The following is a 19,024-nucleotide window of genomic DNA, read 5'->3' as shown; positions in this document are numbered from 1 at the left end:
GAACCCACTGTCTTTTCCTGACTAGAAGCTTAAAAGAAGCCATGAGATTGTCAAGCTGCGTATAAACGTACTCGAAGAATGTTTGCGGGGCCAGTTAACGAGAGTGATGTCGGTTACGCTCGTACGCTGTGCTCACGACCCGTCGCCTGCGACGTCGATTCGTCGCGCGGATCGAGAGCCGGCGCGGCATGCTCGGCACCAGCGCCGCCGGACAGGTCGCCGATCCACCTGATCAGGGGCACCAACAGAACCACGGCGCCGAAGGCTTCGGCCGCCAGATAAGACCAGCCGATGCCCGCGATGCCCAAGCTCGGTGACAACGTCAACGACCCGGTGACGATGATGATGGTGGCCGCGATCTGGACGAGCACTGCAAGCCGCATACGACGTCGGACCCTGGCCAGACCGTCATACAGGGCCCCGACGACGGACAGCGGGATGGTCACGGCAGCGAGATGGACGATGATGGTCCCGTTCTCGCGGTAGTCGGGGCCGACGATGCCCAGTCCGAACGGTGCGACGACCGCCAGAAAGAACGATCCGCCCACGGCGACGATGCACAGCAGGCCGATGAAGCGTTTGGCGAGCTTGGAGAATTGTTCGGGATGTGCAGCCGCCTCCGCCACGAAGGGGCCGACCAGTACCCCGATCAACACGTAGATGGCGCTCACGATGGACCAGGTGAGCGAGAAGTAGGCATTCTGTTCGGCACCGAGCGTGCTCACCACGATGATCGGGATCATCAGGGGTGCCAAGGTTCCCAAGGCAGTGATGCCGTACGCCGACCCGAAGTACGACCACAGCTCTTTACGGGGCGGCAGGTTCGGTGTGAGCTGGTATCGCGGATCGGTGCCGAGCTTCTTCCCGAACGCGCGGAACAGCACTATCGCCGCGATGGCCGCTGGTACCGCCCACGCCGCGATGATGGTGAAACTACGGCCGGTTTCGTACGTGACGGCCAGCACCGCCAACTTCACGACCGCGTGGAAGACATTCTTGGCCGCCGCCCACCGCGCGAAGCCCAGCCCGGACGACGTCTGATCCTGCAGCGCGAACACGGCCAGTACGCCGACGAAAATCGGGAACGTCGCGATCTCGGTCGTGGTGGTGAACAACTCGTCCACCGGTGCCACGACCAAGAACGCGCATCCCAGGACCAGCGCCAGCGACAGCACGGCAGCGTAGCCGCGAAGCACATAGGACTTGGCCTTCACGCCCGCAGTCGGCAGGAACCGCTCGTACATCGAGCCGAGACTCAGGTTGGACAGCGTCGCGATCATCACCGCCGACGCGATCACCGCCGATGCACTGCCGACTTCTTCGACGGGGAACAGCCGGCCCGCCACGGCCCAGAAGGCCAGACCGAGCGCGCCGGTGGCAATGGTGGAGAACATCATCGCGAACGAGTTCAGTGCGAGATTGCGGCCGGCGGGCTTGGAGCCTGCAACCGCCGTGCCCGACGCCTCGGCCGCGGTGAACATCGGGTCCCCGTCGGGGATCGAATCGGCCGCAGACAGCTGTCCGGGGGTTTGCGACGGCGCGACCGCGAACTCGGGCGGCACCGCGTGAAAAGGCACGGTGCGGCTGTTGAAGCCCATGTCCCATCGAACCTGCTCGACGGGGTAGTAGGTGATCCTGTCGAGTCGGCCGTGATCGGGCGGGGGTACCCGGCGAGCGCGATGTTTCACAACGGAGTCCAGTTCACCTTCACAGGTGGGTCCTGCGGTTCGATGTGGACTCCGAGCGCAGCACCGATCGTCTGCAGCATCTCGGCCCTGACCGTGTCGCGAACATCGCGTCCGAAGAGGGTGTGATCTCCGTCCGTGAACGCCTTCACCACGGGTGGGTGCTCGGGCTCGGCCCGGCGGCGCAACCGATGCAGGCTCTCGGGGCCGCGGTTGTCGAGGAACCACTGCTTGTCGTCCGGGACGAGCAGCACGGACGCGTCGACTCCTTTGCGCTGCAGTTCTCCCAACGAGATTTCGGGAACCTGGATCCAGCCACGACGGCCGAGCGCGAGCCACAGTCGGTACGGCATCCGGGGTTGCGACCAGTTCTTGAAGCGAACGGCGGCCGTGTGTGCGCGGTCGAGTGCGATCGCGGTCAATCCCTGCTTCTGGGCGATCGTGGATCTCTTGGTGAAATCGACACGCCGCGTTGTCCATTCGCGCATATTGATCAGGATTGCGGTGTTCAGGCCCTCGCGGTGGGCGGCGTAACCGGCGTACCACGCACCCGAGCACAGACCTGCCGAGACGATCTTGTCGGGCGCTGTTCCCACGGATCGAACGGCGCACAGTGCGTCGTCGTCGCCGAGTTCGCTGTAGAGCGTGGGTGCGTCGTCGGCACCGACGTCTCCACTCTCTCCGGTACCGCGACGGTCGAAACGGACCGAGGTGATGCCCGCCGTCGCGAGGGTGCGGGCCAACTCGACCCACAGCCGTACCGGTCCGACCCGGTGCTCGTACGCGGTGCCGTACATGACCACAGCAGGACCGCCGGCCGTCGTGGCCACCGCGGTGGTGCGGATGGAGAACAGCTCGTCGTCACCGAGCCGCTCGATGGTTTCGACGACGTCGCCCCGGGGAGTCGAGACCACGGCGGAACGTCGAATCGGAACGGTGACCGGCGTGGTCGTCGACGCGAACGTGGCCTGTACCCAGCGCGCGATCACGTCGATGTCCGGACGCGGAATGACCACGTCCCAGGCGGGTGGTTCGAGGAATGCGTCGTGATTGCGGAGGGTGTGCTCGTCCGCCTGCTGCGCGGACACGAGTCTGCGAACAGGCGTGGCGTCGGCACGTTCACTGCGGGTGGCAACCAGTACCGGGCAGTCGAGCCGTTCCAGCTTCGAGGAATCCAGGGTCGAGAATTCGGCGGCCACTCCGGCATGCAGGACTGCGCCGACGATGGACACTCGCGGGTCCGACTCGTCGTCTCGCGCAACGGTCATCGAATACAGGGCGCGCTGTTCCCGAAGATACGAGCGGCCACTGACGACCGGATCCCAGAACACCATTCCCGTCAGAGGGCCGCACCGATCCGCCACGGATGCGGCGAGCAGCGAGCCGGCTCGCAGACCCACGACCGCAACATCGCGAACACCGCACTGCCGAACGAAATCGACCGCCGTGACGACGCTGCGTTGCCACTGCTCGACGATGCCGTCGTCGTCCTGTGCACCGGACGAGTCGCCCGTTCCCGGATAGTCGAAGCGCAGTACGAGCAGGCCTCGAGCGCAGAGGCGCTGAGCCAGGAGGACCAGACCGCGGTACGAGTCGACCTGCTCCTTGCCGAGCGGCGGTGCCAGTACGACGGCACCGCGGGCAACCGATCCCTCGGGAACGTGCACGGCACCGAGAAGCGGCGATGTTGCCGACCCGAACCAGGTGGACTGTCTGCCCGGTACGCCTGCCTCGGTGATCAGTAGCTGTTCCAGCTCGTCGGTACGGTTGTCGGCGGACTCGGATGTCGCCGTATTCGTGGTGTTCACAGCGCGCTCCGATCGCTGGTAGGGATATCGACGTCGGCTACCGACGTCACGAACGAAGCGACCTCGGCCACTTGTTGCGGTCGATACCGTGGGTCCGCAACAGCGCCAGCGCAATACGCTCCATGCCGAAGCCGACGCACGCACTGTGTGCAGGTTCGCCGTCGGCGGTGCTGATGTCGAAGGTGTGGCCGAAGTGATCGCGATGGCAGTTGCACGAGACCACGGCCGTGCCGTCGTCCAGGTCTCCGTACAGCCGCACGACCAACTCGGTCTTGAGGTTCTCGTTGCGTTGATTGGCCGCGAGCATGCGACCTGCCCGACCGAAGAACGGATCGTTGGCGATCACCGCTTCTGCCTCGAGACCCAGATCGGCCAGCACCTCCAGGCCGCGCTGCACCCACCTCTCCCGGTGGGCGACGGCGTCGTCCGGAGTGCCGACCCGCACGATCTCGTGCATGCGGAAGGCCTGCATGCGAGCAGGGTCGACGGCAGGCTCGTGCCGAAAGCAGTACCCGTAGATGTCGTACGTCGTCCCGCCGGACGGGAGTACGGACGGCAACATCGAGTACGACGGGTGACATGCCGCGGACACCAGCATCGTCCCGGCCGACTCGAGGTGGTGATCCCAGTCCTTGCCCTCGGACCGATCGGCGAGCAGCGCGGCATGGGCCTTGTTGTCGCCGTCGAACGTGTTGATGGCACCGGTGAGATTGGGGAACGACGCGATGTAGTCGGTCTTCTCGAATGCTTCCCGCGGGAAGACCGGTGGGAATCGGAACCTGGGCACAGCCGTTCCGTGTTCCGACGCGCTCGCGGCCACGACCCGACGGTCGATCGATTCGATGATGTCCTCGAACTCGCCGGACCGGCCGTACAGACCGAGCACCGACGACGGGATCAGCAAGCCGGCGTCGACGAGCTCGTGCCTGAATTCGCTTCGCGCCGAATCCAGTTGCGAGGTCTTGTCCTGTGTCTGGGTCATCATTTGCCTTTGTAGAGAAGCGCGAGTTGAGAGTTGTGCGCGAGGATGCGTTCGTTGCTGACCATGATCGCCGAGCCGTGCGCGTCGCGGAGGTGCCGACCGATGCTGAAGTCGCCGTCTTCTCGATACCCGGAGATGCCGCAGATCTGCATCGCCTTGCCGACGATGTCGATGACGAGAGTCGACGCTGTCACCTTGACGTTGTTGATCTTGACGGCGAAACCGATGGAACCGAGCTCCTCGGGGGAATCTGCGATGGCCTCGAACTTCGCCGCTGCGCCGAACACGGTATCGACGAGTTGTTCGTGGGCCACGAACAATTCGGCCAGCCGCAGGGCGGAGGGAGGAGTGACGCCGGGGCTCTTGCTCGCCGCCTTGCGGACGAACTTGCGTGACTTGGACACGGCTGCGTCGGCGATACCGAGCCAGGCCGAAGCCCACAGCACGTGGGCCACGGGAAGCATTGTCTGCGAGGAAATCTCGCCGTAGTTGTCGCGCAGAATGCTCGAGCGGTCGGCAACGGCGTCGAGCTGGAAACCCGGGCTGCAGGTGCCACGAAACCCGAGAGTGTCCCAGTTGCTGGTGCGTTCGAGGGTGACGTCGGGTTTCTGGCACACCACCAGAACCTGATCGCTCGGCGGGCTGTCCACCGTGCGCCGCGCCGTCGCGAGAACGATCTCGGCGTATTCGCCGTACGAGATCACCGGTGCGGTCTTGGCCAGGTGGATGCGGTCTCCGTCGTACTCGACCGCGCAGCTGCTCGAACGCACGTCGCCGCCGATGTTGATCTCCGTCGTCGCCGACGCGACGAGCGGTTGGTCGGCTGCGATCCGGCGCAGCAACGCGTCGGATGTGGGGGTGCCGCCGTGCCTGACGATGCTCAGGATCTGAGACTGGTGCATGACGAAAATCATTGCCGTCGAGGCACATTCGGCACCGAGATCGCGTGCGACCCGCGCGAGCTCGGTGAGGGACAGGCCACCGCCGCCGAGCGCCGTCGGTATCGCGGCGGCGAACAGATTTGCCGAGCGCAGAGCGTCGACGGACTCGGCGGGAAACCTGCCCTCGCGGTCGACCTCGGCCGCGAACGTGCGGAGGGTCTTGAGGACGTCGGTGAGGGGCAGTTGCGCGGGGCGACTGTCGGACGAGACCGTCATGGTCGTCAGCCTGCGAGTTGTGCGACAGCAGCTGCGATCGCGTCGATGCTCGCGAACGTGGACTTCTGCAGCATCGAGTCCGGAAATTCGATGTCGAATTCGTCCTCGAGGCCGATCATGACGTTGACACTCGCGTGCGAGGTCAACCCACTGTCGTAGAGGTCGGAAGCAGAGTCGATGTCCGACGCGGCGACCGGCATCTTGCCGAGCTTGTCCAGCACGTCCCGAATGCGTGCGTCGAACTGCGTACTGAGTGTTTCCATCGTGACGGACCTCCACCGATCGCTTGGGTGCGAGACCGGGCGGCCTCGCAAGTCGTACGGGCCGACGGAAAATATTTCGACCCGCAGTCTCCCCAGACCCGGGTAAACAATATCTCAGATTGTTTGAAGCCGATACCGCATACCGAGTGCAAGTTTCGTGACCTACGTCCCGCATGTCGGTTTTCGGCCCGTTTGCTCGTTTCGGCCACACCGAGCGTGCGTACGATAGGTTCCGATCGTCTGTTCATACGGCAAGCAATCGAAGGACAACACTCGATGGGACCAGTCTGCGGCGTGGCCGTGGAGTCGGACGCCCTGCGCATCGCCTACACCGATGGTGACCGCCGCGTCGTCGAGTCCGTCGATCTCGAGCTCACCGATCCGGACCGCGCGATGCACGACCTGTCCGACCGAATCGGAGCGCGCGGCCCCTTCGACTCCGTCGTCATCACCGGGCGCGAGGCTCGCACCCTGCGCTACACGGATTTCTCGACGTCGGCAGGCCTGGCTGCATCCGTCGAGACGGTCGACGAGCACTACGCGCTGCTCGCGTTCGTGCGTTCGCTCGACACCCTCGCCGACGCGACGACCGTGCTGGTGCTCGACCTGGGGAGACGCGGAACGTCGGCCTTGGTTCTGAACACCGCCGAAGAAACCGTCGAATGGCACGACCGAACGGAGTCGTTCGGCGGCGAACGCCTCGACGACGTGGTGCAGGGCCTGGTGATGACCAAGGGGATCCTGCCGGAACCGGAAGGGCCCGAGGGTGTCGCGTCCTATCGCACGTTCTTCCGAGAGCTTCGGGAGCTACTGACCACGTCGGCCGGTGTGCGCGCACCCAACAACGGCCCGATGATCCTCGAACGCGACGAGTTCGAGGCGGTCGCCACCCCACTGATCGACGACATGATCGAGTGGGTCGGTCCCCGGACCCCCGACGCGATCGTGTTGCTGGGAGGAGTGGCCAACAGCCCCCTCGTCCAGCGGCGGGTTCGCGCCACCTGGCCGGTGCCGCTCACCGTCCACGACTCGGTGTCGCCGGTTGCCGAGGGCGCGCTGATCCGGGCTGAAATCGGGTCGAAACAGGTCCCCGATCCGGTAGTGGAACCGTCGCCGGCAGTGGAGGTAGTGGAATCGGAGTCGTCGTCCGAGGTCGAGTCGACGACGCAACCCGAAGCGGAACCGGAACTCGCTCGGGAAGACCCATCGCCACACAAAGCCCGTGGTGTCGGTCGCCGCTGGGTCGCTGCGATTCCGTTGTCGTACCTGTCGACTCTGTCGGACCGCCAGTGGACTCGGCAGGCGGTACTCAAGATCGGCGCCGTGGCGGTGTCGGTGGGAGTGGTGGTTGTCGCGCTGATGTTCGCGGTCTTCGCCGATTTCGACAATGCGCCCAGATCCGTGATCAATACCGACCCCGGTTTCGAGGCGACTCTCGCCGAGATCGCACCCCCGGTCACCGACACACCTCCACCCGACCAACCGGCTGCGGCGGGACCGACCACTCTGACGTACGAGCAGCTCTACGTCGAGCAATATTCGTACACCGGTGAGATGTACCAGCCTCCCGGCGAGGCGTCCGACATCGGTTTCGGCTTCACCGACACCGAAGCCGAACAAGCAGGCCCCTAGGCACCCTTTAGTGCAGCTCGCCGCGAGACGGTACCGTGTGCGGGTGGACTCCCGATGGGGCGTTCACCGAAACCGCCGAACGAAGTGAGGCCGACGATCGTGACTGTGCTGCTTGGGGTGTCCATGGGGACCCGAGCCGTGCGCACGGCGCAGCCCAGAGCAGACCAGTTCGGAGCCTCCGGCGACACCTCGTCCGCCCTGGTCACCGACGCCGAGAGGCCACTGTTCTTTCGCAACGAACTGATCGACAGTGCCACCGGGGACCTCCCGCACCTGGCCGCCGAATCGATCGGTGCCGCTGCCGAGGTCGAACCCGAACTGTCCACCGGCATCGCCTACCGGGATGCGCGTCAGGCCGATGCGCTGCGCGCCGCCTTCGCCGGTGCTCACCTGAACAACTACCACCTGGTCCCCGAGGTCGAGGCCGTCATCGAATACCTCGCCGTCACCGGTGAGGCGCGAGGTGCCGGCTCTGTCGCCCTGTTCGACCTCGGTAGTTCGGGATTGACGGTCAGCGTCGTCGACCTGATAGCGCGCACGGTGACTGCATCCCAGCGCTCCGGCTCCTACAGCGGTGATCTGATCGACGCCTACGTGCGCAACAATCAGCTCCAGCGCCTCGGCAAGCCGGCGACCGACCCCGACATTGCGCTGTTCGAGAAGCGCTGCCGCATCGCCAAGGAACGCCTGTCCAGCCAGGACGCCGTGTGCCTGCCCGACGCGAGCGGGATGATCCTGCTGTCTCGGGAGAATTTCGAACTGCTGATCACAGACCTGCTCGACGAGGCGATCGAGTTCGCCCGCGAGGTCATGATCGGTGCCAACGTGCCGATCGACGCGGTCGTGTTGATCGGTGGTGGTGCCCGCATGCCCATCGTCCAGCAGCGCGTGGGCCCACTGCTCGAACTGCCCTCGATTGTCCCGACCGAGCCCGAGACGGTGGCCGCACGCGGAGCAGCATTGGCCGCGCGGCCGAATTCGCGCACCAGAACCGCTCCCGACCGTACTGCGCGCGACGTGCAGGCAAGCGTGCCGAGACGTCGACACACGGACAGCGCCGCTGTTGTCCCGCCGGCTCCGGTGGCACCGCCTGTGCCTGTGGTGCCACCTGCGCCCGAGCCGATGATGCCCGCGCGTTCGGAGTCGCAGCATGCCGCACCGCCGGTGGCGACGCCGAGCTCGACTCGTCCCGTGCCCGCACGTCCGTGGATCGCTGCCGCATCGATTACCGAATCTGCTTCTGCAGCAACCGGTTTCGAATCCTCGAAGTTCGCCGACGCGCCCGCCGATATTCCTGAGTCGTCCACCGTGGATGCTCAGCCTTCGCCGGAATCGACTGCGGTGCACGAGATTCCCGAGAACGGCGTGGCTGAAGTCTCTGCTGTCGCCGTGGAAGCGCCTGCAGTACAGCCGGTGTTGCATACGTCCGCCACAGATGCCGCCGCGGACACCGTCGAGGACGGGAAGCCCGTTCCGTTCCAGCTGAAGAACATTTACTGGCTCGACGCCGATTACGACGACGACGACGGTGAAGACGATCGCACTCGCGCACGGCGCAGGCTGCGGACCGGCGGAGTGCTCGCGTTCTGCGCGGCAGCGGTGGTCGCCGTGTCCGGCTTCATGTTCACCCACCAGAACTCTCCGCAGGTAGTGGACACCTCGGTCAGTCGCGACCAAACCGATACTCCGGTGGTCACGACGGTGCCGACGACGACGCCTGCTCCCGTTCTGTTGCCGCCACCGCCTGCGCCGGAACCGACCACCACTGTGGAGCCAACGACCGAGCAGCCGGAAACCACGTGGGAACAGCCGGTCACGACCACCGAGACCACGACGGTCGAGCCGCCGCCGGCACCGGTCGAGTCCGTTCCGCCCGTCACGACGCAGCAGCCGCCGCCGCTGATTCCGGGCTTCCCGGACTTCACGTTGCCGGGCTTCCCCCCGATCGTGCCGCCGGCACCCTGATCGGTTCTATTTGTCCGCGTTCGTGTTTCGCGGCCTGATGTGCTCGAAGATCAAGATGGTCTCGGTCGCTGCGACGGCAGGGTCGGCACTGAGATTCTCGACGACGAAATCGCGCAGGGTGGCCGTGTCGACCGTCGCCACATGCACCAGGAAGTCGTCGGCCCCGGCAATGAAGTAGATGTTCAGCGTCTCCTTTCGGGACGCGATCTTCGAACCGAATTCGCTGATCCGCCGTCGAGCATCCGCTTGCAGCCGAACCGAGATCATGGCCTGAATGCCCTGCCCGAGGGCCTCGGGGTCGATGTCGGCGTGGAAGCCGCGGATGACGCCGCGTTCGACGAGCGCCCGAACTCGGGTGAGGGCAGTGGACGGCGCGATCCCTGCTGCGGCCGCCAGCGCATTGTTCGGTGTGCGTGCGTCTCCACGCAGTTCGTCGAGCAGAATGTGGTCGATTCGGTCCAGGGCGACGGACCGAACATCATTCGATCGAGCCCCCTCATCGACCGGCTGAAATGAACTATCTGCATCCATGGCCCGACGATACAGAATTTCGTTCACATCCATTGCAGCAATTCCGCACATAATTCATAGTTGGCGTACCCACGGAGCGTCGCTTCGTTCACCGCCACTGCAGGAGGACGTCATGAAAATCGGAATTCCACGCGAGATCAAGAACCACGAATACCGGGTGGCCATCACCCCGGCAGGCGTGCACGAACTTGTCTCGCGAGGACACGAAGTGATCATCGAAACCGAAGCCGGCGCCGGTTCGTCGTTCACCGATACCGATTACAAAGCCGCAGGCGCGCAAATTTTCACCGACGCGGTTGCCGTCTGGGACGCGGCCGATCTCCTGCTCAAGGTCAAAGAACCCATCGCCGAGGAGTATTCACGCCTGCGCAAGGGTCAGGTGCTGTTCACCTACCTGCATCTTGCGGCGTCAAAGGCCTGCACCGACGCGTTGCTGGCGTCGGGCACCACGTCCATTGCCTACGAAACCGTCACGGCCGCAGACGGATCGCTGCCCCTGCTCGCGCCGATGAGCGAAGTTGCCGGCCGTTTGGCACCGCAGGCCGGTGCCTACCACCTGATGTCGAGTGAAGGTGGCCGCGGCGTACTGATGGGTGGCGTACCGGGAGTGCGTCCCGCCAACGTCGTCGTGATCGGAGCCGGCGTCTCCGGAAAGAACGCCACCGCAATCGCTTTCGGTATGCACGCCGACGTCACCGTACTGGATCTCGATGTCCGAGCGCTGCGCGCGATCGACGATCAGTACCGCGGTGCCGTCAAGACAGTGGTGTCGAACGCATACGAACTCGAACAGGCCGTGCTGGCTGCCGATCTGGTCATCGGAGCCGTACTCGTCCCCGGAGCGAAAGCGCCGAAGCTGGTGTCGAACAGCCTGGTTCAGCGCATGAAGCCGGGATCGGTTCTGGTCGACATCGCCATCGATCAGGGCGGCTGCTTCGAGGACTCGGTGGCCACCACCCACGCCGATCCCACCTACAAGGTGCACGAATCCGTTTTCTACTGCGTGGCCAACATGCCCGGAGCCGTGCCCCGTACCTCGACGTACGCGCTAACCAACGCCACCCTGCCCTACGTGGTTGCCCTGGCCGACAAGGGTTGGGAAGCCGCCTGCGCCGCGGACCCCGGTCTGAAAGCGGGCCTGAGCACCCATGAGGGTGAGCTGCTGTCCGCGACCGTTGCGGCTGCGTTCGCCTGACCGAGCGGCTTCGCCGCACGTGCACGAAAGATCGGTGTCTGCTACGAGTTTCCACTCACATGCGGCGAAGCCGCTCTACGCGCTGTGGCGGCCCGAGCCCCGCGATCGTGTGGGCTTGGCCTGCCGCGGCGACGAGCTCGTCCGCGACGAGGTGAGCGGCCGAGCCAGCAGGACGGCAATGGCAGTGGTGAGCGGTACCGACAGGGCCAGCGCGACGCCACCGACGGACGACCGCACGATTTCGATCGCCACCGCGTCGCCGGTCAACACGTCCTGGATCGACCGGTCGGCGACGCTGAAGAGCAGGAGCAGCGGCAGCGCACCACCGGCGTACGCGAGTACCAGGGTGTAGACGGTACTGGCGATGTGATCGCGCCCCACCCGCATCGCGGCGGTGAAGATCTCGCGACGCGACGCCGTCTCGTCCACCGATGCCAACTCGAAGGCCGCCGAGGCCTGGGTGATCGTCACGTCGTTGAGCACACCGAGCGAGCCGATGATGAAGCCGGCCAACAGCAGACCGGTGACGCTGACATTGCCGATGTACGTCTGCACCGCGGTGTTCTGTTCCTCCGACAACCCGGTGAGGTGCGTCATCCGAATCGCGACGTAGGACAGCACTGCGGCAACGCCCATCGAGGTCAGTGTGCCCAGGAGCGCCGAGCTGGTCCGGAGGTTGACGCCGTGCGCCAGATACAGCACGGCGTAGAGAATGATCGCGCCGGCGACCAGCGCGACCGGAATGGCCGGAGCGCCGTCGAGCAGAGCCGGCAGCATGAACACCACCAGCACGGCGAACGCGATGAGCAGGCCGACCAGCGCGCGGAATCCCCGCCAGCGGGCCACGACACAAATGACCACGGCGAACACACCGACGATCAACCCGAGCGGAAGCCCGCGGGAATAGTCGTTGAAGGAGTATCGGACTCCACCGGAGGGGTCTGTCTGCACAACCAGCCGGATGTCCTCACCGGCGCTCAGAGTCGGTTGGCCGGGACCCGGCGCGATCTCGAGTACCGTCCTTTTGCCTGCGTCCTCACCGGTGGTGATGTCGACGATGCTGCGCTGACATTCGTACGAGTCGTTGACCGCAGGGGTCGGGTTGCCGGTGAATGCTCGACCTGCGTCGGGACTCCCGCAGGGCCCGATGCTCTGCGAGGTGATGGTGCCCGCCTCGGTGGACACTGCACCGCCACCCGAGGTCTGGAACGGCAGCGGGATGTCGATGCTCTGTTTGCTGGGCCAGAGCGCGAAGGCCCCGGCGATGACGGCGATGGCAATAGCGATCAGCAATCCGACGACGACCTTGGCTGCCACCGGTCCCAACGGCACGGGGGAGTCGCTGTGGCCGTGACCGTGACCCACATGAGAAGAGGAGCCCGGCGAGATGCCGTCCGAGGGTTGCGTGCCGTGTGGTTCCACGGTGCAAGGCTAGTACGGGGCCGGATCGGTACCGGCCGGGTACTCGGCCGAGGCGAGGAGCTCGGTGGCGGGGAGCAGGGGGGCGTCCCCCGCCACCACCTGATCGACCCGGGGGGATGGGTACGAACAGGGCTCGCGGGCACCGAAGTGCCGTCCGCCAATGTACAGATGATTCGCGGCGGAGGCGGGATCACCCCGGTGTTTTGTCCATCACTTTCAACTACTTGTCGGTAACTTCGAGCCTCACTGTTTGTACGAGGACAGGAAGTTGCCGAACCTCTCGATCGCAACGGCCAGATCGCGCGCCCACGGGAGTGTCACGATCCGTACGTGGTCATGCCCGGGCCAGTTGAATCCGGTGCCCTGCACCACCAGGATCTTCTCCTGCAGCAGCAGGTCCTGTACGAGCTTCTCGTCGTCGTAGATCTCGTGCACCTCGGGATCGAGTCGCGGGAATGCGTACAGCGCACCGCGCGGCTTGACGCACGAGACCCCATGAATGGCGTTGAGCTTCTCCCACGCGACATCGCGCTGTTCGAGCAGCCGCCCGCCGGGCAGGATCAGATCCTCGATGCTCTGATATCCGCCCAGAGCAACCTGAATGGCGTGTTGGGCAGGCACATTGGGACACAGACGCGTCGACGCGAGCAGGTCGATACCCTCGATGAACCCCGCGGCGTGCTTCTTCGGGCCGGTGATCGCGAGCCATCCGGCACGGTAGCCGGCCACGCGATACGCCTTGGACAGACCGTTGTACGTCAGGCAAAGCAGATCCGGAGCCAGGCTCGCCAGCGAGGTGTGCTCGGCGTCGTCGTAGAGAATCCGGTCGTAGATCTCGTCGGCGAGCAACAGCAGCTGATGCTTGCGCGCCAGATCGACGATGCCCTGCAGGACCTCCTTGGAGTACACCGCACCCGTTGGATTGTTGGGATTGATCACCAGCAGCGCGACGGTCTTCGGAGTGATCTTCGACTCGATGTCGGCGAGATCGGGATTCCACCCGTTCTCCTCGTCGCACATGTAGTGCACCGCCTTGCCGCCGGACAGCGTCGTCATCGCCGTCCACAACGGGTAGTCCGGGGCCGGAATCAAGACCTCGTCGCCGTCGTCCAGCAGCGCCTGCATCGTCATCGTGATGAGCTCGGAGACGCCGTTACCGAGGTAGATGTCGTCGACGTCCAGATCGGGGAAGCCCGGTTCGAGTTCGTAGCGCGTCACGATGGCACGTCGAGCCGACAGGATGCCCTTCGACTCCGAGTAGCCCTGGGCCACCGGTAGCGCCGCGATCATGTCTCGCACGATCACGTCCGGAGCCTCGAAGCCGAACGGGGCCGGATTACCGATGTTCAGCTTCAGGATGCGATGGCCCTCTGCCTCGAGCCGGGCCGCATGCGCGTGTACCGGTCCGCGGATCTCGTACAGCACGTTCTGCAGCTTGGTCGACTGCTGCAACGTGCGATAACGCGGCTGTGGGTGGATCTGCGGAGTGCTCACCCGTCACATCGTGCCAGGTGAGTGCCGTGGGAATCCACGAGGTTGTTCAGTGCGCGAACGCGCGTCAACCGTGAGCCGGTTCGGGTCGGCCGGACCACCACGACGCGGCGGCGCAGGGATCGAGGCCGACCAGGCCGTTCAGCTCGTCGAACATCTCGAGTTCTCGCGCTTCGTCGTAGGACTCGTCCGAGGAGGCAGTTCGACGGTCGATCTCGACGTAGTCTCCGCGCGGTGCTGCCGCCCGCGCGAGGTCGGCCAAGTGTCGGCCCGAGACCTCGGGGGTGGAAATTCCGGGAAGCGGTCGCAGGGCCGGCATCACTCGTTTCCACACCAATTGGGCGACGGTTCCGCGATCCCTTGCGAGTTCGGTCCCCGGCATCATCCCGGGATCGAAGCAGATGGGGACCACTGATTTCGGTGCGCGTCGCGCAAGCTCGTGGGTGTGGTGAAGCAGCGCTAGCTTGCTGGTCGAATATGCGGTGCCTCCGCTGATCCCGCGAGTGGTCGCCAACTGCCGAGCCGATGCCCATCGCGGCGCAGGCACCATTGCGTAGGAGCGTCGAAATTGTCCGTAGTGAGTGCCGGATCCGACGTGCACGACGGTCGTGTCGTCCAACTGTTGCGACAGCAGCGCCAGAAGAAGATGTGGCGCAAGCACGTTGACGGCGAACGTGAGCTCGTAGCCATCCGAACTTCGAGCCGAGGTGTCCACGGTCTGGACGCCAGCAGCCAGGACGACCGCCTGTAGTGGCTCACTGATCTGCGTGGCCGCTGCGCGTACCGAGTTCAGGCTCGACTGGTCGCAGACGACGTACTTCTGCCCCGGGATCGTGTTTCTGAGTTCGGCCAGCCGTCGGTCCGAACGCGCTGTGAGAAGGAGGGGGTGGCGTTCGGCGAGGCGCAGTGCCGCCTGCATGCCGAGGCCTGAGGTTGCGCCGGTGACCAGAACTAGCTTGTCAGTGTCTGCCATATTGGCACTCTATGACAGAATTGCGCACAGTGTCGAGAGGTGTTGTACTCGAGCGGTGTCAGCGCCTGCATCCCGACGTCAACTCCGGACGCGAGATCGGCTGGCGTCCGTAGCGTTGCGGCTGTTTGCAGAGCAGGGCTACGACAACACCACCGTCGCGCAGATCGCAGACGGGGCGGACCTGTCCGCGCGTTCGTTCTTTCGATACTTCGCAGACAAAGATGCGGTGCTGTTCTCCGGAGAAACGGCCTTGCTCGATGCTGTGGCGGGGGTCGTCGAAGGTTACGCCGACGATCTTGGCGCACTGATGCACGATGCGCTACACGCCGCTGCCGACGCGCTCGACCTCGATAGGGACGGCTTCGCGGTGCGCCACCGAGTCATCTCTGCGAGCGACCGACTCAGGGGCCGTGAACAAGTGATTCAACTCGACATGCTGGTGGCGCTGACTGCTGGACTCGTCGCGGCCGGTGTCGAGCGCAACAAAGCCTCGCTGACGTCGAGAATGACGATGGCCCTGTGGAACGAGGCATGCGAGCGATGGGTTGAGTCGGGAATGCGTCTGGACGATCACCTCGACGCCGTCCTGGCAGAGTTCCGCAACCTGTAGTCCGTAGAGGTTGTCAGTGGTTGGTGGGACAATCTCGTTCCATGTGCGGACGGTATGCCAGTACCCGGAGTGACAGCGACCTGCAGGCGGTCTTCGACATCGCCGAGACAGTGGGCGACGAGGTGCCGCCGTCGTACAACGTCGCCCCGACCCAGACCATCAGAACGGTGCTCGAACGCGCGCCCAAGGACGAACCCGAGTCCGACGCCGTGCGCCAATTGCGTTCGGTGCGATGGGGATTGATTCCGTCGTGGGCGAAGGACGCGAAGATCGGGTCCCGGCTCATCAACGCCAGGTCCGAGACGATCACCGAGAAGCCGTCGTTCAAGAAGGCCGCAAGTCGTCGGCGCTGCATCATTCCGGCTGACGGGTACTACGAGTGGGAGAAGCGCGACGGTGCCAAAGTGCCGTACTTCCTGCACGAGCAGGGCGTGCTGGCGATGGCGGGTCTGTACGAACTGTGGCGAGACCCCACCAAGGCCGACGACGACGAGGACCGCTGGGTGTGGTCGGCCACCGTGCTCACCTCGCCTGCTGCGGATGCCCTCGGGCACATCCACGATCGCTCACCGGTTGTGCTGCCCCCGGAGCTGCGGGCGAGTTGGCTCGATCCGACGCTGACGGACCTGAACGAGGTGTCCGAGCTGCTGGCCGCGATACCGGAGCCACGGCTCGAGCCCTACGAGGTGAGTACCGCGGTGAACAGTGTGAAGAACAACAGCCCCGAGCTGTTGACTCCGGTCTAGCCCTGACCGTCGGTGCGGTGCCGGCAGATATCGAGCATCGCGGCTCGCTCGCTCGCAGTCAGGTCGTCGGCCACCGGGGATTCGAGGATGCGCTCGGGTCGCCGGAAGTAGGTGGACGCATCGACCCCGAACGCCACATAGATGTCCTCGGCACTGCCGCCGCCGTACCCATGCCAGGTACGACCGAACGTCAGAATCTCGTGGTCGACGGAGTGGGTGGTGGTCCGGCGCATGATCTCTCCCTCGTGCTGCGTCCCACCATCATCTGTGTCGCGGTTGAAGGTGCGATGAACAGCGCGTTACGTGCGTGTGGAGTTCACTAGGGTGGAGCAGGTGACCGCTCTCGCGTACGGATCCTGGCCCTCGCCCATCACCGCAGCCGACCTGTCGTCGGCCGGCCACCCCGTCGAAGGTGGACGATTCGTCGGACACGAGATCTGGTGGTCCGAGGTGCGGCCCACCGAACAGGGCCGAACCGCGATCTGCCGCCACGTCGACGGACAGGTCGAGGCAATCCTGCCGGCACCGTTCAATGCCCGCACCCGCGTTCACGAATACGGCGGCGGCGCATGGACGGCAACGCCGAACGGCGATCTGGTATTCGCCGAATTCTCCGATCAACGCATCTACCGACTCACCCCCGGCGACGCACCACTACCGCTCACCCCGGCCCCGGCTGTGGCGTCGAGCATTCGGTACGGGGAGCTGTCGGTGGTCGGTACCGACGTGATCGCCGTCCGCGAGACGCACGACGCCGGAGCTGTCACCCGAGACATCGTCGCGATCGACCTCGGCGGCGGCGGAGTGCGCTCACTGGTCTCGGGATCGAATTTCCTTGCCTACCCCAGGCTTTCACCCGACGGCAGCCGCATCGCGTGGATCGCCTGGAACCATCCGCAGATGCCCTGGGACGGAACAGAACTGCGGGTCGCATCGCTGGCGGATCCGTCGTCGTGGACTGTGTTGGCGGGTTCGACCGAGGAATCGGTGTTGCAGCCGGAATGGATCGACGACGAGTCACTGTACGTCATCAGCGACCGAAGTGGTTGGTGGAACCTGTATTCGGTCACGCTGGACGGCGCAGCGACGCCGGTGTCTACCCTCGATGCAGACTTCGGTGCCCCGCTCTGGCAACTCGGAGCCCGCTGGTACGACGTTCTCGACGACGGCACGCTGCTGACCGTTCGCACCGTCGGGACCGATACGCTCGCCGTTCTCGACCCCGCCACCGGCACCCTCGAAGACATCGAACTCGACGGAGTGACATCGGTGGGGCTCGGGGGACGGCTCGGATCGACGGTTCTGCTCCGGGGCGGCGGTGCGCAGGTGCCGTCGGGACTGTTCGCAGTCGACCTGGCCACCCGCGAATTACGCAGTGTGCGTTCGAGTTTCGAGTCGATACCGGATGTCGAATACCTGCCCCCGGGGCGTCAGGTCACTTTCCAGGGACCGGATCGCGAAGTGCATGCCATCGCGTACGCACCACGTAACCCGTCCTACGAGGGGCTCGACGGCGAACTACCGCCGTATGTCGCGTTCGTGCACGGCGGTCCTACGGCACACGTGGCGCCGGCGTTGAACCCGGTGTTCGCATACTTCACCAGCCGCGGCATCGGCGTCGTCGATGTGAACTACGGCGGATCCAGTGGGTACGGGCGCGAATACCGTAACCGGTTGCGTGGGCAGTGGGGCGTGGTCGACGTCGAAGACACCATCGCCGCGGTCCGTGGATTGGCTGACGCCGGCCTCGCCGACCCGAACCGGCTGGCCATCGAAGGTGGTTCGGCAGGTGGCTGGACGGTATTGGCCGCGCTCACATCGTCCGACGTATTCGCTTGCGGTGCTTCGTACTTCGGCGTCGCCGAACTGGAGATGTTCGTCGCCGAGACGCACGATTTCGAGTCCCGCTACATCGACGGGCTCATCGGGCCGCTGCCCGAGGCCATCGACCTGTATCGCACTCGCGCGCCGGTGAACAACGTCGACGGACTCTCGTGCCCGGTACTGCTGCTGCAGGGTCTCGACGATCCCATCGTGCCGCCCTCGCAGGCCGAGCGATTCCGAGACGCCATGGTGGAGAAGGGAATACCGCACGCCTACCTCACGTACGCCGGTGAGTCCCACGGATTCCGCAAACTCGAAACACAGGTGAACGCCCGAGAATCGGAGCTGTCGTTCTACGGTCAGGTCATGGGATTCACCCCACCAGGAATCCCCGAACTGGAGCTGTGGCGACCGTCTAGCTGAGTGGTGGGTGTGCGCGCTTCGCCTCGAGAAATTCGAGCAGCGCGCTGGGGATCGCGCAGTACTTGCTGTTGCCGACGGACAGTTTGCTGCCCGCCTCGAACGCCGCCTTCGACGGGCCGTTGTGCTCGATCACCAATGCACAGAGGCGCTCGTCGGTGCGGCCGGACTCGCAGCACTTCTCGACATGCGCTCGATCGTCGGGCGACAGCGCCGTCCACCACTCGTCGTAGCGGCGAAAGAGCTTGTCCGCGTCGTCGGTCATGCCTGCTCCTACTTCTTCGGGTATGCAGTTCGGTTCCGACCATACTCACGATGTC

General features: G+C 65.0%; 17 protein-coding genes. 6 read left to right on the top strand and 11 right to left on the bottom strand.

The features are described from left to right. Positions 1-113: 113 nt before the first annotated feature. The 5 genes from CH266_RS16675 to CH266_RS16655 are packed head-to-tail and all read right to left on the bottom strand — an operon-like array spanning position 114 to position 5,895. On the bottom strand, positions 114-1,688 hold the full coding sequence (locus tag CH266_RS16675) for a lipopolysaccharide biosynthesis protein (protein WP_094715737.1): 1,575 nt from the start codon (positions 1,686-1,688) through the stop codon (positions 114-116). Continuing rightward, on the bottom strand, positions 1,685-3,493 hold the full coding sequence (locus CH266_RS16670) for an alpha/beta hydrolase (RefSeq protein ID WP_052063120.1): 1,809 nt from the start codon (positions 3,491-3,493) through the stop codon (positions 1,685-1,687). The genes CH266_RS16675 and CH266_RS16670 overlap by 4 nt, the downstream gene beginning before the upstream one ends. Before the next feature lie 46 nt (positions 3,494-3,539). Further along, on the bottom strand, positions 3,540-4,478 hold the full coding sequence (locus CH266_RS16665; protein WP_094715736.1) for an amino acid--[acyl-carrier-protein] ligase: 939 nt from the start codon (positions 4,476-4,478) through the stop codon (positions 3,540-3,542). Beyond that, on the bottom strand, positions 4,475-5,632 hold the full coding sequence (locus tag CH266_RS16660) for an acyl-CoA dehydrogenase family protein (RefSeq protein WP_027495628.1): 1,158 nt from the start codon (positions 5,630-5,632) through the stop codon (positions 4,475-4,477). Before CH266_RS16660 ends, CH266_RS16665 begins: the two co-directional genes overlap by 4 nt. 5 nt (positions 5,633-5,637) lie before the next feature. Then, positions 5,638-5,895, bottom strand: a complete 258-nt coding sequence (locus CH266_RS16655) for an acyl carrier protein (RefSeq protein ID WP_027495629.1) — start codon at positions 5,893-5,895, stop codon at positions 5,638-5,640. Between the two features lie 276 nt (positions 5,896-6,171). Here CH266_RS16655 and CH266_RS16650 point away from each other — a divergent pair, with 276 nt between their 5' ends. Further along, positions 6,172-7,527 (top strand): hypothetical protein, encoded by a 1,356-nt coding sequence (locus CH266_RS16650; RefSeq protein ID WP_141214543.1) that lies wholly within the window; start codon positions 6,172-6,174, stop codon positions 7,525-7,527. Positions 7,528-7,626: 99 nt separating this feature from the next. Next, positions 7,627-9,492 carry an Hsp70 family protein gene (locus CH266_RS16645; RefSeq protein ID WP_094715802.1) on the top strand — a complete coding sequence of 622 codons (1,866 nt, stop codon included), beginning with the start codon at positions 7,627-7,629 and terminating at the stop codon, positions 9,490-9,492. 6 nt (positions 9,493-9,498) lie between these two features. Here CH266_RS16645 and CH266_RS16640 read toward each other — a convergent pair whose 3' ends face one another. Beyond that, complete coding sequence (locus CH266_RS16640; RefSeq protein ID WP_176457118.1) at positions 9,499-10,023, bottom strand: Lrp/AsnC family transcriptional regulator; 525 nt, start codon at positions 10,021-10,023, stop codon at positions 9,499-9,501. A 112-nt stretch (positions 10,024-10,135) separates the two neighbouring features. Here CH266_RS16640 and ald point away from each other — a divergent pair, with 112 nt between their 5' ends. Then, entirely contained in the window at positions 10,136-11,218 is a 1,083-nt protein-coding gene (ald, locus tag CH266_RS16635; RefSeq protein ID WP_027495633.1) for an alanine dehydrogenase, read from the top strand. Positions 11,219-11,293: 75 nt separating this feature from the next. Here ald and CH266_RS16630 read toward each other — a convergent pair whose 3' ends face one another. The 3 genes from CH266_RS16630 to CH266_RS16620 form a co-directional block, all read right to left on the bottom strand. Continuing rightward, on the bottom strand, positions 11,294-12,640 hold the full coding sequence (locus tag CH266_RS16630; RefSeq protein WP_176457117.1) for a YibE/F family protein: 1,347 nt from the start codon (positions 12,638-12,640) through the stop codon (positions 11,294-11,296). A gap of 243 nt (positions 12,641-12,883) precedes the next feature. Next, a complete protein-coding gene (locus tag CH266_RS16625; protein WP_027495635.1) occupies positions 12,884-14,134 on the bottom strand; it encodes a pyridoxal phosphate-dependent aminotransferase in 1,251 nt (416 codons plus the stop codon). Between the two features lie 64 nt (positions 14,135-14,198). Further along, complete coding sequence (locus CH266_RS16620; protein ID WP_052069020.1) at positions 14,199-15,104, bottom strand: SDR family NAD(P)-dependent oxidoreductase; 906 nt, start codon at positions 15,102-15,104, stop codon at positions 14,199-14,201. Positions 15,105-15,159: 55 nt separating this feature from the next. On the opposite strand from CH266_RS16620, the gene CH266_RS16615 reads away from it, so the two are divergent. Both CH266_RS16615 and CH266_RS16610 read left to right on the top strand, forming a co-directional pair. Continuing rightward, entirely contained in the window at positions 15,160-15,714 is a 555-nt protein-coding gene (locus CH266_RS16615) for a TetR/AcrR family transcriptional regulator (protein ID WP_230593079.1), read from the top strand. Between the two features lie 41 nt (positions 15,715-15,755). After that, a complete protein-coding gene (locus CH266_RS16610; protein WP_032371866.1) occupies positions 15,756-16,460 on the top strand; it encodes an SOS response-associated peptidase in 705 nt (234 codons plus the stop codon). Here the strand turns inward: CH266_RS16610 and CH266_RS16605 are convergent. Continuing rightward, positions 16,457-16,693, bottom strand: coding sequence for a hypothetical protein (locus CH266_RS16605; RefSeq protein WP_094715733.1), 237 nt, complete (start codon positions 16,691-16,693; stop codon positions 16,457-16,459). The genes CH266_RS16610 and CH266_RS16605 overlap by 4 nt on opposite strands. 100 nt (positions 16,694-16,793) lie before the next feature. Between CH266_RS16605 and CH266_RS16600 the strand changes: the two genes are divergently transcribed. Then, the gene (locus tag CH266_RS16600) at positions 16,794-18,707 is read left to right on the top strand and encodes a dipeptidyl-peptidase 5 (protein WP_032372050.1); all 1,914 of its coding nucleotides are present in this window, start codon (positions 16,794-16,796) and stop codon (positions 18,705-18,707) included. Here the strand turns inward: CH266_RS16600 and CH266_RS16595 are convergent. Beyond that, the gene (locus tag CH266_RS16595) at positions 18,700-18,969 is read right to left on the bottom strand and encodes a hypothetical protein (RefSeq protein WP_027495639.1); all 270 of its coding nucleotides are present in this window, start codon (positions 18,967-18,969) and stop codon (positions 18,700-18,702) included. The two genes, CH266_RS16600 and CH266_RS16595, sit on opposite strands and share 8 nt — an antisense overlap. Between the last annotated feature and the right edge of the window lie 55 nt (positions 18,970-19,024).

This window comes from Rhodococcus sp. 06-1474-1B (assembly GCF_002258885.1).
GTDB classification, from domain to species: domain Bacteria; phylum Actinomycetota; class Actinomycetes; order Mycobacteriales; family Mycobacteriaceae; genus Rhodococcoides; species Rhodococcoides fascians.
The sequence above is the reverse complement of the archived record's forward strand: the minus strand, read 5'-3'. Positions and strand labels throughout refer to the sequence as shown.

Bases quoted from the DNA above. Each gene is read 5' to 3' on its own strand.
- CH266_RS16665 (WP_094715736.1), bottom strand. From the start codon at position 4,478: ATGATGACCCAGACACAGGACAAGACCTCGCAACTGGATTCGGCGCGA.
- CH266_RS16660 (WP_027495628.1), bottom strand. From the start codon at position 5,632: ATGACGGTCTCGTCCGACAGTCGCCCCGCGCAACTGCCCCTCACCGAC.
- CH266_RS16655 (WP_027495629.1), bottom strand. From the start codon at position 5,895: ATGGAAACACTCAGTACGCAGTTCGACGCACGCATTCGGGACGTGCTG.
- CH266_RS16650 (WP_141214543.1), top strand. From the start codon at position 6,172: ATGGGACCAGTCTGCGGCGTGGCCGTGGAGTCGGACGCCCTGCGCATC.
- CH266_RS16640 (WP_176457118.1), bottom strand. From the start codon at position 10,023: ATGGATGCAGATAGTTCATTTCAGCCGGTCGATGAGGGGGCTCGATCG.
- ald (WP_027495633.1), top strand. From the start codon at position 10,136: ATGAAAATCGGAATTCCACGCGAGATCAAGAACCACGAATACCGGGTG.
- CH266_RS16620 (WP_052069020.1), bottom strand. From the start codon at position 15,104: ATGGCAGACACTGACAAGCTAGTTCTGGTCACCGGCGCAACCTCAGGC.
- CH266_RS16610 (WP_032371866.1), top strand. From the start codon at position 15,756: ATGTGCGGACGGTATGCCAGTACCCGGAGTGACAGCGACCTGCAGGCG.
- CH266_RS16605 (WP_094715733.1), bottom strand. From the start codon at position 16,693: ATGCGCCGGACCACCACCCACTCCGTCGACCACGAGATTCTGACGTTC.
- CH266_RS16595 (WP_027495639.1), bottom strand. From the start codon at position 18,969: ATGACCGACGACGCGGACAAGCTCTTTCGCCGCTACGACGAGTGGTGG.